Source organism: Stenotrophomonas maltophilia group sp. Smal32 (genome assembly GCF_030237085.1).
Lineage (GTDB): Bacteria > Pseudomonadota > Gammaproteobacteria > Xanthomonadales > Xanthomonadaceae > Stenotrophomonas > Stenotrophomonas maltophilia_Q.
On sequence record NZ_JASJSI010000107.1, the window covers coordinates 1 to 14,383 of the forward strand.

13 protein-coding genes and 1 pseudogene are annotated in these 14,383 nt (G+C 67.0%); 12 read left to right on the top strand and 2 right to left on the bottom strand.

The annotated features are described in order from the left end of the window. The 3 genes from QRO91_RS18630 to QRO91_RS18640 all read left to right on the top strand — a co-directional run. On the top strand, window positions 1–478 hold a 478-nt coding region (locus QRO91_RS18630), incomplete at its 5' end, for a TonB family protein (RefSeq protein ID WP_285310508.1). 42 nt (window positions 479–520) lie between these two features. Next, complete coding sequence (locus tag QRO91_RS18635; RefSeq protein ID WP_049430240.1) at window positions 521–2,266, top strand: putative porin; 1,746 nt, start codon at window positions 521–523, stop codon at window positions 2,264–2,266. A 98-nt stretch (window positions 2,267–2,364) separates the two neighbouring features. Further along, window positions 2,365–2,694: a hypothetical protein gene (locus QRO91_RS18640; RefSeq protein WP_049430241.1), complete on the top strand. Its 330-nt coding sequence runs from the start codon at window positions 2,365–2,367 to the stop codon at window positions 2,692–2,694. A 94-nt stretch (window positions 2,695–2,788) separates the two neighbouring features. Here QRO91_RS18640 and QRO91_RS18645 read toward each other — a convergent pair whose 3' ends face one another. Continuing rightward, on the bottom strand, window positions 2,789–3,187 hold the full coding sequence (locus QRO91_RS18645) for an OsmC family protein (protein WP_049430243.1): 399 nt from the start codon (window positions 3,185–3,187) through the stop codon (window positions 2,789–2,791). A 400-nt stretch (window positions 3,188–3,587) separates the two neighbouring features. Here QRO91_RS18645 and QRO91_RS18650 point away from each other — a divergent pair, with 400 nt between their 5' ends. The 9 genes from QRO91_RS18650 (at window position 3,588) to QRO91_RS18690 (ending at window position 13,987) form a co-directional block, all read left to right on the top strand. Then, a complete protein-coding gene (locus QRO91_RS18650) occupies window positions 3,588–4,091 on the top strand; it encodes an RNA polymerase sigma factor (RefSeq protein ID WP_049430245.1) in 504 nt (167 codons plus the stop codon). 82 nt (window positions 4,092–4,173) lie between these two features. After that, window positions 4,174–5,130, top strand: a complete 957-nt coding sequence (locus QRO91_RS18655; RefSeq protein WP_197650142.1) for a FecR domain-containing protein — start codon at window positions 4,174–4,176, stop codon at window positions 5,128–5,130. A 182-nt stretch (window positions 5,131–5,312) separates the two neighbouring features. Continuing rightward, the gene (locus QRO91_RS18660) at window positions 5,313–8,435 is read left to right on the top strand and encodes a TonB-dependent receptor (protein WP_197631890.1); all 3,123 of its coding nucleotides are present in this window, start codon (window positions 5,313–5,315) and stop codon (window positions 8,433–8,435) included. A 54-nt stretch (window positions 8,436–8,489) separates the two neighbouring features. Further along, complete coding sequence (locus QRO91_RS18665; RefSeq protein WP_049430250.1) at window positions 8,490–9,254, top strand: Slam-dependent surface lipoprotein; 765 nt, start codon at window positions 8,490–8,492, stop codon at window positions 9,252–9,254. A gap of 90 nt (window positions 9,255–9,344) precedes the next feature. Beyond that, entirely contained in the window at window positions 9,345–10,799 is a 1,455-nt protein-coding gene (locus QRO91_RS18670; RefSeq protein ID WP_285310509.1) for a surface lipoprotein assembly modifier, read from the top strand. A 136-nt stretch (window positions 10,800–10,935) separates the two neighbouring features. After that, the gene (locus QRO91_RS18675) at window positions 10,936–11,340 is read left to right on the top strand and encodes a response regulator (protein WP_049430253.1); all 405 of its coding nucleotides are present in this window, start codon (window positions 10,936–10,938) and stop codon (window positions 11,338–11,340) included. Between the two features lie 9 nt (window positions 11,341–11,349). Further along, the gene (locus tag QRO91_RS18680) at window positions 11,350–12,945 is read left to right on the top strand and encodes a sensor histidine kinase (protein ID WP_049430256.1); all 1,596 of its coding nucleotides are present in this window, start codon (window positions 11,350–11,352) and stop codon (window positions 12,943–12,945) included. 70 nt (window positions 12,946–13,015) lie between these two features. Further along, window positions 13,016–13,357: a type II toxin-antitoxin system prevent-host-death family antitoxin gene (locus QRO91_RS18685; protein ID WP_197619289.1), complete on the top strand. Its 342-nt coding sequence runs from the start codon at window positions 13,016–13,018 to the stop codon at window positions 13,355–13,357. Between the two features lie 3 nt (window positions 13,358–13,360). Further along, window positions 13,361–13,987, top strand: a complete 627-nt coding sequence (locus tag QRO91_RS18690) for an AAA family ATPase (protein ID WP_197619287.1) — start codon at window positions 13,361–13,363, stop codon at window positions 13,985–13,987. 98 nt (window positions 13,988–14,085) lie between these two features. Here QRO91_RS18690 and QRO91_RS18695 read toward each other — a convergent pair. Further along, window positions 14,086–14,383: pseudogene (locus QRO91_RS18695) on the bottom strand (MFS transporter); the annotation flags it as partial.

Here is a 14,383-nt window from a genome sequence, read left to right on the forward strand (position 1 = left end):
GCCGGAGACGCCGCCGGAAGAAACGATGCCCGAACCGGAGCCGCTGGATCAGCCAACGCCTGCTGAAGAGCCCACACCGACGCCGGACAATGCAGACCCGGTAACGATGAATGCCGACGCGCAGGCCGGAGGTGACAACTTCGGTATCCAGTCCGGCAGCGGCGGCGGTTCATCCGGCGTCGGCCGTGGCGGCGCCGGCAATGCGACATATGGGCGCTACCTCGGCTACCTGATGCAGCAGGCGATCTCGCGCGACGACAAGGTCAAGCGACTGGCCTTCCAGCTGCAGGTGAACGTGTGGCTGGCCACGGATGGCCGCCTGGAGAAGGTCGAGCTGGTGCGCGGCAGTGGCAACGAGGAGGCCGACGCGGCCGTGCTCGATGCGCTGCGACGCATCGGCAAGGTTGACCAGGCACCGCCGCCGTCGCTCGATTTCCCTGCCCGCGTGCTGATCCAAGGCCGCCGTCCCGGCGCCTGATTCCCGACTTCCGTGATTTCCCTTCTTTGGATGAGAACCGTGATGAACGACCACGACCGCGCACGAACCGATTCCCGCCGCCCGCGGCCGGCCCGACGGGCGCTGCTGTGCTGCGCCGTGCTGCTCAGTCTGGCTGCCCCGACCGGTGCGATGGCCGCTGAAACCACCATGGTCAAGCTGATCAAGGGCCTGATCGCCAGCGGCGCGCTGAAGCCGGAAGATGGACAGGCACTTCTGGTGCAGGCCGAGGCTGAAGCAGCGGCCGAATCGCGCATCGCGACCACTGCACCTTCGGCCGCCAGCGGCGGCGTGGCTCTGGAAGCCGGCGACGTGCGCGTGCCGTACGTGCCGCAGAGCGTGCGCGATGGCATTCGTGACGAAGTGCGCCAGGACGTGATGGCGCAGGCCAAGTCCGAAGGCTGGGCTGCACCGAACGAAGTGGCCGAATGGACCAAGCGCATCAAGGTCACCGGGGACATGCGCGTGCGCAGCGAGTCGCGCTTCTATTCCGAGCGCAACAGCGACATCGTGAGCAATTGGGCGTCGATCAATTCCGGCAACGGCTTCGACACCAATACCAACACCAATCTGCAGTTGCCGCCCTTGCTGAACACCCGCCAGGACCGTCGCAACCTGTGGCGCATCCGTGCCCGCCTTGGCATCGAGGCAACCATCGGCCAGCACACCACGGCCGGCGTACGCCTAGCCAGCGGCAGCAGCAATGGCCCGGTGTCGACCACCGAGCAGCTGGGCGGTGGCCTGAGCAAGAAGGACGTGTGGCTGGACCAGGCCTGGCTGGCCTACAGCCCGGCCGACTGGGTGACAGTGCGTGGTGGCCGCTTCGGCAATCCCTTCTGGACCAGCGACACGCTGTTCTCCAACGACCTCAACTTCGATGGCCTGGCCGCGAACCTGAAGTACGACTTCAACGGGGGGGACGTCGACCTGTTCGGCAACCTCGCGGTGGTGCCGCTGGAGTACACCTCCGACAGCTCGCCCAGCCAGAGCCGGGTCAAGGCCCCGAACGAGAACAAGTGGCTGTCCGGTGCGCAGATGGGTGTGAACTGGCGCTTCAATGACCAGAATTCGTTGCGCGCTGCATTAGGCTACTACGACTTCAAGAACATCAGCGGCCGCCTGTCCTCGCCGTGCGCGCTGTACGCAGGCGCGGTCGGCTGTGACACCGACTGGTCGCGCCCGGCCTTCATGCAGAAGGGCAACACCCTGATGCTGATCCGCGACATCGCGCGCAATCCGCTGGACCCGGCCAACACGCCGACCCCGCAGTATGTCGGCCTGGCCTCGGCCTTCCGCCTGGCTACCTTGAACCTGCGCTGGGACACGCAGCTGGCCCAGGGCATCGCTCTGCGCCTGGATGGCGACTACATCCGCAACCTGGCCTACGACAAGCAGGCCATGTTCAGCCGCGCAAACAACGGCATCGTCAACAACTACGGTGCCGGTGGCACCGCCAGCATCGATACCTTCCGCAGCGGCGACACGGCCTGGATGGTGCAGGCCACCTTCGGCGCCACTGACCTGAAGGAGAAGGGCCAGTGGCAGGCGCTGCTGGGCTACAAGCACATCGAGGCCGATGCGCTGCCGGACGCTTACAACGACCCGAACTTCCACCTCGGCGGCACCAACGCCCGTGGCTACTACGTGGGCGGCGCCTACGCGCTGGACGCGCGCAGCTGGATCAGTGGCAAGTGGATGGCGGCCAAGGAAGTATCCGGTGCGCCGCTGTCGATCGATGTGTTCCAGCTGGAGTTCAACACCGGGTTCTGAGCGGCGGGCGTGATGCGGATCACGTCGTGCGTGGCGGGGGTGCAGCGATGCGCACGTCTAAGGAAAGGAGACCACGCGTTGCACATAAGGAGAAGTGGATGAGCCGTCGCAAGCTGTTCGAGAGTCCCGAACCGTCCAGTCAGTCGCTGGGCATCGGGCCGGCCTACGTCTCGGTGGAGGGGCTGCGCCAGCACCTGGCGGAGTTCCTGCTGTATGCGGGACGGCCGGTGGTGATCATGCGTGGGCGCAGCGAAGTGGGGTATTTCCTGCCGGCGCGCTTCTGGCGCCAGCGTGACGATGATCCGCTGGCAGCGGCTGCCGCCGACCAGCTGCTGGACGCGGCCGGTTTCCAGGCCGAGGACATCCAGCAGGTGGAGCAGGAGTTCAACGCGATGCGCCAGCGCACCGTGTTGCATTCACGGCGCTGAGCGGAATGTAGAGCCGAGCCCACGCTCGGCTGCATGCTGCGGAGCGGAGCATGGGCTCGGCTCTACAGTAGATCCACGCCATGCGTGGACGGGGTTACGCGGCGGCCCCGCGTTCACTGGTGATGCGCGCACCCTCGCGCATCACCAGCGTAACCGGGGTCTTCTCCACGACTTCCAGCAACCGATGCCACTGTGCATCGCTCAGCTCGGCGCTGGCATGCAGCACGCGGTGCACATGGAAGCGTCCATCCTCGTCACGGTCCGAGCGCAGCTCGGCATGGAACTCGCCCAGCTCCCAGCCCTTGCGCTGCGCGTACATGCGCAGGGTGATGGCAGTACATGCCGCCAGCGAGGCCAGATACAGATCGAACGGCGCGAAACCCTTGCCCTGACCGCCCAGCGAGGCAGGCTCGTCCGCATCCACCTCGAATGTGCCGTTGCTGATGTGGTGCAGGTAGTTGTCGGCGCTCGAAACAATGCGTGCGTAGGCCATCGGGATCTCCTGTTGTCTGTAGGGCCGAGTCATGTTCGGCCAATCCCACCGTAGCGTCGAGCCATGCTCGACTGCTTCCGAAGGCGGCGCCAGTCAGAACCGGCGCCGTCACGACGATCGTACGAGAACGGGATGCCGCAGCCTTGCAGGCCAGTACACGCGTTGATCGATTACCTGGTCGAGCGTTTCGATGCGTTGGACGAGCCGTAGCCTCCCATCCGCGCGTGGCGTGGATCCACTGTAGAGCCGAGCCGATGCTCGGCTGCCTTTGGCGCAGGCACAGCCGAGCATGGGCTTGGCTCTACAAGGCGTGGCTTGCCGCCTGCGGCTGCGCAGCCCACAATCCACGTCCGGACCGTCGCCATCACGCCCATCATTCCCCGGTCCGGCCTTGGCACCTATGTCTCCCAATGCCCTGGCGCTGGTCGAGCTGCTGATCCGCGAGCGCCGTGCGTTGTCCCGCTTCATCGCGCGCTACCTCGACCCAGCCAGTACCGAGGACACCCTGCAGAACCTGTACCTGAAGGCCAGCAGCGTACCCGGCGATCCCCCCATCCTCGAGCCGCGCGGGTATCTGTACCGGATGGCCTACCACCACGCGCTCAACCGCAGCCAGGCTGACGCCCGCGAGCGGCGCGCGATGGCCGAGTACGCCGTCGACATGGCCGATGCACGCCATGATGGCGAGGCCCAGGCGCTGGACCAGGCGCAGCTGCGCGAGATCACCCAGACCATCCTTGCCTTGCCAGCGCAGGTACGCGAGTGCTTCGTGCTCAACCGTTACCTGGGCCTGAGCGAGCGCGAGATCGCCGCGCGCCTCGGCATTTCCAAGAGCGTGGTGGGCAAATACGTACTGCGCGCGGCATTGCTGATCCAGCAGCACCAGCAGGGAACACGCCGATGAGGCGCGATTGCCGTGGGCAGATCGCGCCCGCCGTTGTCACAACAGGAAAGCGCACCCGTTCGCGGTGCGGCAGGCCACAACCATGACCACGTCCGAACCCTCGCCGCGTCAGGCCAGGCAGGCGTTGCGCTGGGTGATACGGTGCAGTGCGGGTCCGCTGCCGGATCTCCAGCAACGAACCCTGCAGCGCTGGCTGCAGTCCGATCCGCGCCATGCGCTGGCATGGCGCCGGCAACAGGCCTTCTGGCAAGGGTTGGATGGCGCTGGGCCCGACGTACTGGCCGCGTTGCCCGGGTTGACGGCTGATCGCGAAGGGCTGCGTCCGCTCGCGCCGCGCCGCCGGCTGCCATGGCTGCTGGCCAGCGCTGCGGCGGTGGTGCTGATGGTTGCCGCTGCGCCACACGCGCTGCTGCTGGCACGCAGTGACCTGCGCAGCAGCGATGCACCGCGCGTGGTGCAGCTGGAGGACGGCAGCACCGCTGTACTCGACGCCGGCGCCGCACTGGCGATTGAATTCAATGGCCAGCAGCGCCGCCTTCGCCTGCTGCGCGGCCAGGCCTGGTTCCAGGTGGCGCACGAGGCGCGCCCGTTCCAGGTGGAGGCGGCGGGCGGGCTGGTCCGTGATATCGGCACTGCCTTCAGCGTGTCGAGGCTGGACACCACGGTCACCACCCGGGTCAGCGAAGGCGCGGTCGATGTGCGTCCGGGCGATGGCAGCGTGCAGCGCCTGCATGCCGGGCAGGCGCGCACGTTCCGCGACGGTCGCTGGCTGCAGCCGGTGCAGCTGGAGGATCCCGAGGCCATGGCGCCGTGGCGGCGTGGCGAGGTGGTGATCGACGATCAACCGGCCGCGCAGGCCATCGCCGATCTGGCGCGCTACCGTCGTGCCCCGGTGTGGGTGCTGGGCGGGCAGGGCGCACGCGTGCGGGTGAGTGGCCTGTTCCACCTGCAGCAACCGGAGACCGCCATCGATGCGGTTGCCGCGCAGGCGGGACTGCGCGTGCAGCGCCTGCCGGGCGGGGCCATGGTGCTGTGGTGATACGGCCCTGGCGCATGGACGAACCGGCCGCACGAAAAAAACATGAAAAAACCGTGGGCAGCCACTGTGCCCTGCTGTCTATAGAGGTATAGCCAGAGCGAAACACCGTTTTTCCTCAAGCCAGACACACCACCGGCACCGGATGTGCCCGTGGTCCCGCCCCGCTTGAGGAGTTCCTGTCCATGCCGTCCACGGCATCCGCCTGTCATCGTCGCGCCACCGTCCTGGCCCTGTCCATCTCCACCGCACTGCTGCCGCTGGCCTGGGTGCCGGTCGTGCACGCGCAACCGGCGATCGTCGCACCGGTGCGCCAGTACGCCATTCCGGAGCAACCACTGGCCGACGCGGTGCGTGCCTTTGGCCGCCAGGCTGATGTGCAGGTGGTGTTCCGCAGCGACATTGTGGAGGGCCGCCGCTCCAGTGCGGTGAGTGGCGAGTACAGCCAGATGCAGGCCCTGCAGCAGCTGCTGCGGGGCAGCGGCGTGCGCGCGCAGCGCGGCATGGACGGCACCTGGAGCCTGCGGGCCGCAGCGGAGGCGGGTGAGGGGGAAGGGGTACGGGTGACCGAGACACTGGACGTGGCCGGTCGCCTGCAGTCGGAAGGGGGAGAGGCCCGTGATCGGCGCGGCTACGATGATGTGTTCGCGCTGGACCTGACCACGGCGTATTCGGGGCGCGACCGGGTAGAGCGTTACCGCGGCTCCAACCCGGCCGATGTGGTCAAGGATCTGGTCGGCGTGTTCAGTGGCGATGCGCGCAACAGCGGCGCGCTGGACATCAACATCCGTGGCATCCAGGGGCCGGGGCGGGTGCCGGTCAGCATCGACGGTGGCGAACAGGCGCTTACGGTCTGGCGCGGCTACAACGGCGTCAGCAACCGCAACTACATCGATCCCAACCTGATTGGTGGCATCCAGGTCATCAAGGGGCCAGGGCTGGTGCGCGATGTGCACAGCGGGATCGGTGGCGCGCTGGTGATCAAGACCATCGATGTCGATGACATCGTTGCGGCCGGCGAGCGCTTCGGCGGGGAGCTGAAGATCGAAGGCAGCAGCAATGCCGTGGCGCCGCGCCTACCACGCCTGCACACCGGCGAGGACTACCGCATCGTGCCGGGATTCCCGCAGGGCTCGCCGAACTCGCCCTATGACGACCGCACCCTGGTGGTGCCGGTGAAGTCGCGCAGCGGCAACAACCCCTTCAACGGCGAAGACCAGGCCTGGCGCCTGGCACTGGGCTACCGCGGCGATACCGTCGACCTGATGGCGGCCTACGCCTGGCGCAAGCGTGGCAACTACTTCTCCGGCAGCAAGGGAAGTGGCTACTACGACCAGGATCCGCGCGAGCAGTTCGAGTACCAGGGCATCGATTACATCACCACGCTGGCACGCTACTTCAAGCCCGGCGATGAAGTGCCCAATACCTCCAGCGAACAGGAGTCGTGGCTGGTCAAGGGTGGCTGGCAGATCAACGACGACCAGCAGCTGAAGGCCACCTGGCGGCGCACGCTGTCGCACTACGGCGAGATCATGCCCTCGCGCATCCTGTCCGCGCCGGATTACGGGCGCATCCAATGGCCGCTCAGCCGCGTCGCCTCCGATGCCTGGAACCTGGAGTACCGCTTCCAGCCAGCCGACAGCCGTTGGCTGGACCTGTATGCCAATCTATGGCGCACCGAGACGGACAGCGACACCTACACCGCAGGCGGCTTTCCGAACTTCGCGCCAGGCAACCCGGCGTGGAACCCGGACGCCAGCCCGATCCTGCGCAACACCGCGTTGGCCAATGCGCGCAACGACCGCACCGGCCTGACCCTGAGCAACCGCTTCGCGCTGCATTCCACCCTCGACCTGACCGTGGGTGGCAACTGGCAATACGAAAAGCTCGGCTCGCGTGACCCGTACTTCGGTCCCTCCGATGGCTGGCGCATGTACCCGCGCGCCGGCCGCCGCCAGGAAGGCGAGGGCTATCTGAACCTGGAATGGCGCCCGGTCGATTTCCTCACCCTCAATGCCGGCGTGCGCTACAGCCGGTACTGGGCGTTCGACGACTTTCTGCAGGCGCATCCGGAGCTGCTGACCAAGGGCGTGGGCAGCAGGGAGGCGACCTACCGGACCAACGAGCTGCCCGAGCGGCCGGCCAGTCTGCAGGCGGAGATCGACGCGCTCGAGGCCGAACGTGAGTTCTGGGAGAGTATCGGCATGGGTTCGGTGATCGACGATGCATTGCATGGCCTGCTGGCGTACTACGAGACGCCGCAGGCGGTGGAACACCGCATCGCCTGGCAGCCTGATGCCAGCGGCAACTACAGCCGTGCCACCAACCCCTGCCTCAATGGCCATGTGGCGGCGATTCCCGGTGCGCTGCCGCTCTACGCGGGCAGCGACCTGGTCTGCAGCATCGGCAGCACTCTGCAGTCGCGACCGGTGGATGGACGCAATGAACGCCGTCGTGACCATGCCTGGCTTCCCAGTTTCTCGGCCACGGTGAACCTTTCGCCGGCCGCACGCGTCTACCTGCGCTACAGCGAGGCGGCGCGCTTCCCGAGCATGTTCGAAAGCACCATCGCCTTCTCCAGCAGCCTCAACCCGCTGTATGCGCTCAAGCCGGAACACGCCTACAACTACGAACTGGGCTACGTGCACAACCTTTCCGGCCTGTTCGGCAACACCGCCGATGCCGACGTCAAGCTGGCCTATTACGTGCACAAGACCCGCAACGTGATCGAGCGTGATGCGTATTTCATGTTCGACAACATCGACAAGCAGACCATTCGCGGCATCGAGCTGCAGGCGCGCTTCGACAACCGGCGCTTCTTCACCGACCTGGGCATCACCCGCACGCTGGAAAACGAGGTGTGCGACGAAAGTACGGCCGTGCTGCTGGACGCCAATCGTGGCCTGGTCCCGAACTGCGTGCAGGACGGCTTCGTCAGTGGCTACCTGCTGACCCAAGCGATTCCGAAGCTGTCGGTGAACCTGTCGCTGGGCACGCGCCTGTTCGATGAGCAGTTGGAACTGGGGAGCCGCATCGTCCACTACCAGCGCCACGAGAACCCCGATCTGCAGGCGTACCGCGACCGGCTGCTGGCCGGCGGCAGCAGCCTGCTGTGGCAGAACGTGCCGTTCACCTGGGGCAACATCACCACCGTCGACGCCTATGCGCGCTGGCGCTTCAACCAGCACGCCAGCGTCGAGCTGGTCGGCAGCAACCTCGGCAACCGCTACTACGTCGACCCGGCCACGCGCTCCACGCTTCCGGCGCCGGGCCGCACGATCAAGCTCGGCGTCACCGCGCGCTTCTGATGTATCCGTTTCACGTGTTGTACCCGTAGTTCCCTCAACCCAAGGAGCAATACCATGAAGATGATTTCCCGTTCGGTTCTCGCCGTTGCGGCAACCTTCGCCCTGGCCGGTTCCGCGCAGGCAGCCGATATCGTCGGCGCAGCCAGCCCGGTGACCGATGCCGAGCTGTACGTCGCCGTCGGTGAATCGCAGGTCAACGGCGGCCCGCACCAGGCTGGCAAGGCCGGCATCGGCGTCGGCACCGTCTCCGGCGCCCGCCGTGTCGACTTCCAGGGCCTGTCAGCGTACTCGGTGCCGACCACGGTCAACGGCACCACCGTGCGCACCGTGGCCATGCCGATCACCGGCGCGCCGGGCAGCCACTCGGGCATGGGCCACTTCAACTTCGTCAAGGTCGGCAGCGGCGATGTGTGGTTCGGCGAGTGGTCCAAGGATGGCGCCGCCGGTGGTTTCAACAACCGGCAGGTCTACTTCGTCGGTGATCGCGCCGGCACCACGCTGCCGGCCGGTGTGGCCACCTACAGCGTGGCGGGCCTGAACAAGTTCAACGGCAGCAACCTGCTGTCGGGCACCTTCCGCGCCAACTTCGGGAACGGCACGCTGCTCGGTGGCCTGACCGGTGGTGGCCTGGCAATCAACGTCAACGCCAACATCAGCAGCGCCAACGCCTCGTTCGCGGGCACCGCCACCGCCAACGGCAGCGTTGCCGGCACCACCCAGGGCCAGTTCTTCGGCGCCAACGCGGCCACCCTGGCCGGTATTGCCACCTTCAGCGGCAACAGCCAGTACGACACTGCCTTCGGCGGCAGCAAGAACTGATCGCCACGCCCCTGACGGGGCAGGGCAGGGACAAGCCGCGATCCGCCAGTCCCTGCTTCGGCCCGTTGCACGCCCCACCACGGATCGACCATGCGCCACCCCATCTTCCTACTCGTTCTGCTGCTGGCCGCCGCCGATGTGCGCGCCCAGCAGGACGATCTGCGCCGTGTGCTGGAACAGGGCAGCGAACTACGCCACCAGCGGCAGGACCAGCAACGCCTGCAGCAGGCCGAATCGCAACGGCCGACCATCACCATCGACGGTCAGACCCTGCGCGTGGAGCGCACCGTCGATGACCTGGGCCAGGCCTTGTACCTGTCGTTGCAGCACCAGCAATGGCAGGCCGCCGCCGCGTTCCTGGACGAATACATCGAGCTTTCCGGCCATGATCCACTGCTGCGCCACTATGCGCAGGGCGCGCTGGCCCGGGTGGCCGGCGATCATCATCGTGCGGCCCGTGAATACGAAGCGCTGTTGACCGCGCAGCCGGATTTTCTGCCAGCGCGACTGGAACTGGCGCGTGTCTTTGCCGAAGACCAGCGCGACCGCGAGGCCACGGGGCTGTTTCGCGCGATCGCCTCTGGCATCGATGGCGACGACCCTGCCACGGCCGGCGTGCGTGCGCGCGTCGACGGCTATCTGGCGGCGCTGCAGGCACGGCAACGCTGGAAGGGAGCGGTCGCGGCCGGGCCCGCCTGGAGCGACAACATCAACCGCAGTTCGGCCAGCCGCACCTGTCTGTTCGGCGTGGGCGACACCTGCATCATCCAGCGCAATCTGCCTGATGCCCAGCACGCAACGGGCCTGGACTACGATGGCAGCCTGGAACGTCGCTGGGCGCTGGCCGGCCACCATGGCGTGTATGTGCGCGCGCTTGCGTTCGGCCAGGCATGGCGCGGGCACAGCGCCTACAACGAGCTCAATGCGAGCGTGCAGGCGGGCTACAGCTGGCGCAGTGCACGGCACACCGTGCAGATTGCCCCGAGCTATGACTACCAGGGCCTGGGCAACCAGACCCTGCAGGGCGGCAGCGGGCTGCATGGCGAATGGCAATATGCACTGGACGCGCGCAGCCTGCTCAAGCTGGAGGCCGACTGGAAGCGCCAGCGCTATCGCCAGCACGGCCTGGCCAGCAACTACGATGGCGAGCTGGCGGCGGTGTATGCCACCTGGTTCCGCGCGCTCAATCCGCGCTGGACGCTGTTTGCCGGCCTGGACCTGAGTGACAGCAGCGCCGCCAATCCGGCCAACGGTTACCGCCAGCACGGCCTGCGCCTGGGGGCGGCGCGGCAATGGAGCGGCACCACCGCCACCGTATTCGTCTCGTTGCGCGAGCGTGATTACGATGCGTGGAGCCCGCTGCTGGAAGCTCGTCGCCAGGACAGCGAGCAGAACCTGATCGCTATCGTCCGCAGCGAGCGCCTGGCCGTGGCCGGGCTGGTACCCAGCCTGAGCCTGCGCTACGCGCGCATCGACAGCAACGTCGGCTGGCTGTACAGCCACGACCGCAGCCTGCTCAGCCTGAAGTGGGAACGGGCCTTCTGAACGTGCCGTTGCAACGCGGCGGTGAACGTGCCGTGGTCGCGATCTTCATCCATCATCACGCGCTCTTGTAGCCCGGTTCGCGCATCCTGCAGGCGTTGCGGCAGAGGTGGGCCGCGTGTATCGAGGAGCGCCGGTCGTGCTGGAAGCGGGCAACAAACCAGAGGGCCTGAAAGGGCTGCGCGTACTGGTGGCGGAGGATGAATTCGCCATCGCGATGTTCCTGGTCGACTATCTGGAGCTTGAAGGCGCACAGGTGGTGGGGCCTGCCGGTGACCTGCAGGCGCTGGGGCAGCTGGTCGATACCCATCCCATCGATGTGGCATTGCTGGACATCAACCTGGGCGGTGAGCAGGTCTATCCGCTGGCCGATCGGCTGGCCGAGGCGGGTACGCCCTTCCTGCTGACCTCCGGTTACGACGACAACCTGCCCAGCCGCTTCGCCAGCGCGCCGCGCTGTACCAAGCCCTATCACATCGAAACCCTAGTGCAGCAGCTGGCCGGGCTGGTGGCGGCGCCGCAGGTCGCTGCGGGCATCGCCTGATTGCGCGGCATGTCGCGCCGTCCTGAAGGCATCCACGCCGCCAAGCTGCGTGGCCAGATGCCACCTGCACCGCAGCTGCATGTGCGCCACGATGGCATGGCCGCGCGCATCGCCCGCCACGACTGGTCATCCACGCCGTTGGGTGCCTGCGAGCAGTGGCCGCCCCACCTGCGCGCCACCGTCGACCTGATGCTGGCCCATGGTTTCCCGATGATCGTGCTGTGGGGTGAGCAGCTGGTGCAGCTCTACAACGATGGCTATGCCGAGATTCTGGCCGACAAGCATCCCGGCGGGCTCGGCCAGCCGACCCGCGAGTGCTGGCCCGAGGTCTGGCATATCAATGGACCGATCTACCAGCGCGTCTGGCAGGGCGAAACCATCACCTACGAGGACAAACTCTATCCCCTGGCGCGCCGCGGGCGGTTGGAGGATGTCTGGTTCACCATTACCTACAGCCCGATCCGTGGCGAGGAAGGGCGCATCAACGGCGTGCTCGTGACCATGTTCGAGACCACAGCGGCGCATGTGGCCCAATCGGCACGCGAGCGCGAAGAGCAGAAGCGGCGGGAGGCGGACCGGCGCCTGGCATTGGCCTTCAAGGTGCTGCCGGTGGGCGTCTGCATTGTCGACACCGAAGGGCGCCTGCAGCTGTCCAACGACCAGATGCGTGCCTATCTGCCCAGCGGCAAGGTGCCCTCCACGGATGAGGTGAACCTGCATCGCTGGCGTGGCTGGCATGCGGACGGCAGCGCCATCGGGCCGGAGGATTTCGCCATCGCCCGTGCGATGCGCGGCGAGACCGTGGTGCCGGGGCTGGAGTTCCAGTATCTGCATGACGATGGGCGCGCGCGCTGGACCCGGGTCGCGGCCGCGCCCCTGCGCGATGGCGACGGTGAGGTCAGCGGCGTATTTGCCATCGCCGTGGACATCGACGATCTCAAGCGTGCCACCGAGCGCCAGTCTGTATTGCTGGCCGAACTGCAGCACCGGGTGCGCAACATCATGTCGACCATCCATGCCATTGCCTGGCGGACCCGCGAGTCGGTCAGCAGCGTGGATGAATACGCTGAACGGTTGTGCGGGCGACTGATGTCGCTGGCACGCACGCAGAGCCTGCTGACCCGTGGCGCCAATGCCGGGGTCTGCCTGCGTGGCATGATCGATGAGGAGATCGCGGCGCTGAGGCCGGCAGCGGCCGCCTACCGCCTGCAGGGCGAGGACGTGTTGCTGCCGCCGAAGGCGGCCGAAGTGCTGTCCCTGGCGATCCACGAATTGGCGACCAACGCCCTGCGGCATGGCGCACTGAGCCATGAGGATGGCCGGATCGAGGTGACCTGGCACCTGCATGTGCAGGGCGGGCAGCCGTGGCTGGGGCTGCACTGGTGTGAACGCCATGCCGCTGTGGAAGACTGGGAGCTGCCCCGGCAGCGTGGGCTTGGCCGGGCGCTGATCGAGCAGCGCGTGCCCTATGAACTGGCCGGCAGCGGTGAACTGCGCTTCGACCCGCAGGGACTGGATGCCTGGATCCGCTTCCCGCTGCGCGAGCGTGACAGCCTGCTGCAGACCGATGCGCCGTGCGCTGCGGCGGACGGCTCCGGCAGGTAAAGGTTCATTTATATCCAATTTGACCAAATTGGGTATAGTGGCCATTATCCACCCTGCCCGGAGCCGTGCCATGACCCTGCCGCTGGATCTGCCTGGCCTCGAAAAGGCCCCGGCTTCGTCGGTGAAGACCCGCGGCTGGCCGAGCCTGATGCGCACCGTGCGCGAGAAGCAGGCGCTGGTCATCACCAACCACAATCACCCCGAAGCGGTGATCGTGGACATCCGCACCTATCAGGAGCTGCTGGCCAAAGCTGCCGGCAGTGATGCCGGTGAGCGCAGCGAAGAGTTGCTGCGCCTGCGCGGTGAATTCGACCAGACCCTGGCCAGCCTGCAGCGCGGGGAGGGGCTGGGCAAGGTGCTGGGCCAGCCGATCCGCCGCGGTCGCAGGGTCACCCTCGGCCGTCCCCTCTGACCGATGGGAAGGATCCTGGTGCTTGCCGGCGTCAACGGCGCCGGCAAGAGTTCGCTGCTCGGCACCTGGCTGGAAGCCGAAGGGCTGAGCTGGTTCAATCCTGATTCCTTCACCCGTCGCCTGGTGGAGGCTGGCTGGCCGATGCCCGATGCCAATGCCGAGGCGTGGCAGGAAGGCACCCGCCGCCTGCGCCAAGCCATGGCCGAGGGCACCGACTTCGCCTTCGAGACCACACTGGGAGGCAACACCATTCCGCGCCTGCTGCGCGAGGCCTGCGCCCAGCACCAGGTGGCGATCTGGTTCTGCGGGCTGGCATCGGTGGAACTGCACATTGCCCGCGTTGCAGCGCGGGTGGCGGCGGGCGGGCATGACATTCCGGTGGAGAAGATCCATGCCCGTTTCGACTCGGCGCGCGAGAACCTGCTGGACCTGCTGCCGCACCTGGCCGAACTGCATGTCTACGACAACAGCGCCCCGGCCGATGCCGAGGGCTGTGTCGAACCGCTTCCGGTGCTGGCGATGGCCAATGGCCAGCTGCAGTACCCGGTCTCGGTGGCCGAACTGCTGCACACCCCGGACTGGGCCAAGCCCATCGTGATGCGCGCGATGGAGTTGAACACCTCCCGGTAGATCCACGCCATGCGTGGATGGCGTATCGCCGCTCCCTTGCAGCGCCGAGCCCATGCTCGGCTGAGCCCCCCCAAGACCAGCCGAGCGTGGGCTCGGCTCTACAGGGCCGGCTTCGCCTGCTCGGGCTCGCCACCTTCCGGCAATGGCGGCAACGCCGGGTCCACCGTCACGGGCACATCGCTCTTCAACAATGCTGCGGCTTCCTTCTCGCTGCCCACCGCCGGCGGTGAGCCGCGCAGCGGCAGGCCGGCGGTTTCCTTCACGAACAGCATGGTCACCAGCCCGATCACCGCCGCGCCCATCAGGTAGTACGCCGGCACCAGCGGGTCGCCGGTACGCTCGACCAGCCATGCGGTGACCAGCGGCGTCGTGCCACCGAACAACGACACCGACACA

What these genes read in the sequence shown, in the direction of transcription:
- QRO91_RS18635 (WP_049430240.1), top strand. Translation starts at nt 521, where the DNA reads ATGAACGACCACGACCGCGCACGAACCGATTCCCGCCGCCCGCGGCCG.
- QRO91_RS18640 (WP_049430241.1), top strand. Translation starts at nt 2,365, where the DNA reads ATGAGCCGTCGCAAGCTGTTCGAGAGTCCCGAACCGTCCAGTCAGTCG.
- QRO91_RS18645 (WP_049430243.1), bottom strand. Translation starts at nt 3,187, where the DNA reads ATGGCCTACGCACGCATTGTTTCGAGCGCCGACAACTACCTGCACCAC.
- QRO91_RS18650 (WP_049430245.1), top strand. Translation starts at nt 3,588, where the DNA reads ATGTCTCCCAATGCCCTGGCGCTGGTCGAGCTGCTGATCCGCGAGCGC.
- QRO91_RS18655 (WP_197650142.1), top strand. Translation starts at nt 4,174, where the DNA reads ATGACCACGTCCGAACCCTCGCCGCGTCAGGCCAGGCAGGCGTTGCGC.
- QRO91_RS18660 (WP_197631890.1), top strand. Translation starts at nt 5,313, where the DNA reads ATGCCGTCCACGGCATCCGCCTGTCATCGTCGCGCCACCGTCCTGGCC.
- QRO91_RS18665 (WP_049430250.1), top strand. Translation starts at nt 8,490, where the DNA reads ATGAAGATGATTTCCCGTTCGGTTCTCGCCGTTGCGGCAACCTTCGCC.
- QRO91_RS18670 (WP_285310509.1), top strand. Translation starts at nt 9,345, where the DNA reads ATGCGCCACCCCATCTTCCTACTCGTTCTGCTGCTGGCCGCCGCCGAT.
- QRO91_RS18680 (WP_049430256.1), top strand. Translation starts at nt 11,350, where the DNA reads ATGTCGCGCCGTCCTGAAGGCATCCACGCCGCCAAGCTGCGTGGCCAG.
- QRO91_RS18685 (WP_197619289.1), top strand. Translation starts at nt 13,016, where the DNA reads ATGACCCTGCCGCTGGATCTGCCTGGCCTCGAAAAGGCCCCGGCTTCG.
- QRO91_RS18690 (WP_197619287.1), top strand. Translation starts at nt 13,361, where the DNA reads ATGGGAAGGATCCTGGTGCTTGCCGGCGTCAACGGCGCCGGCAAGAGT.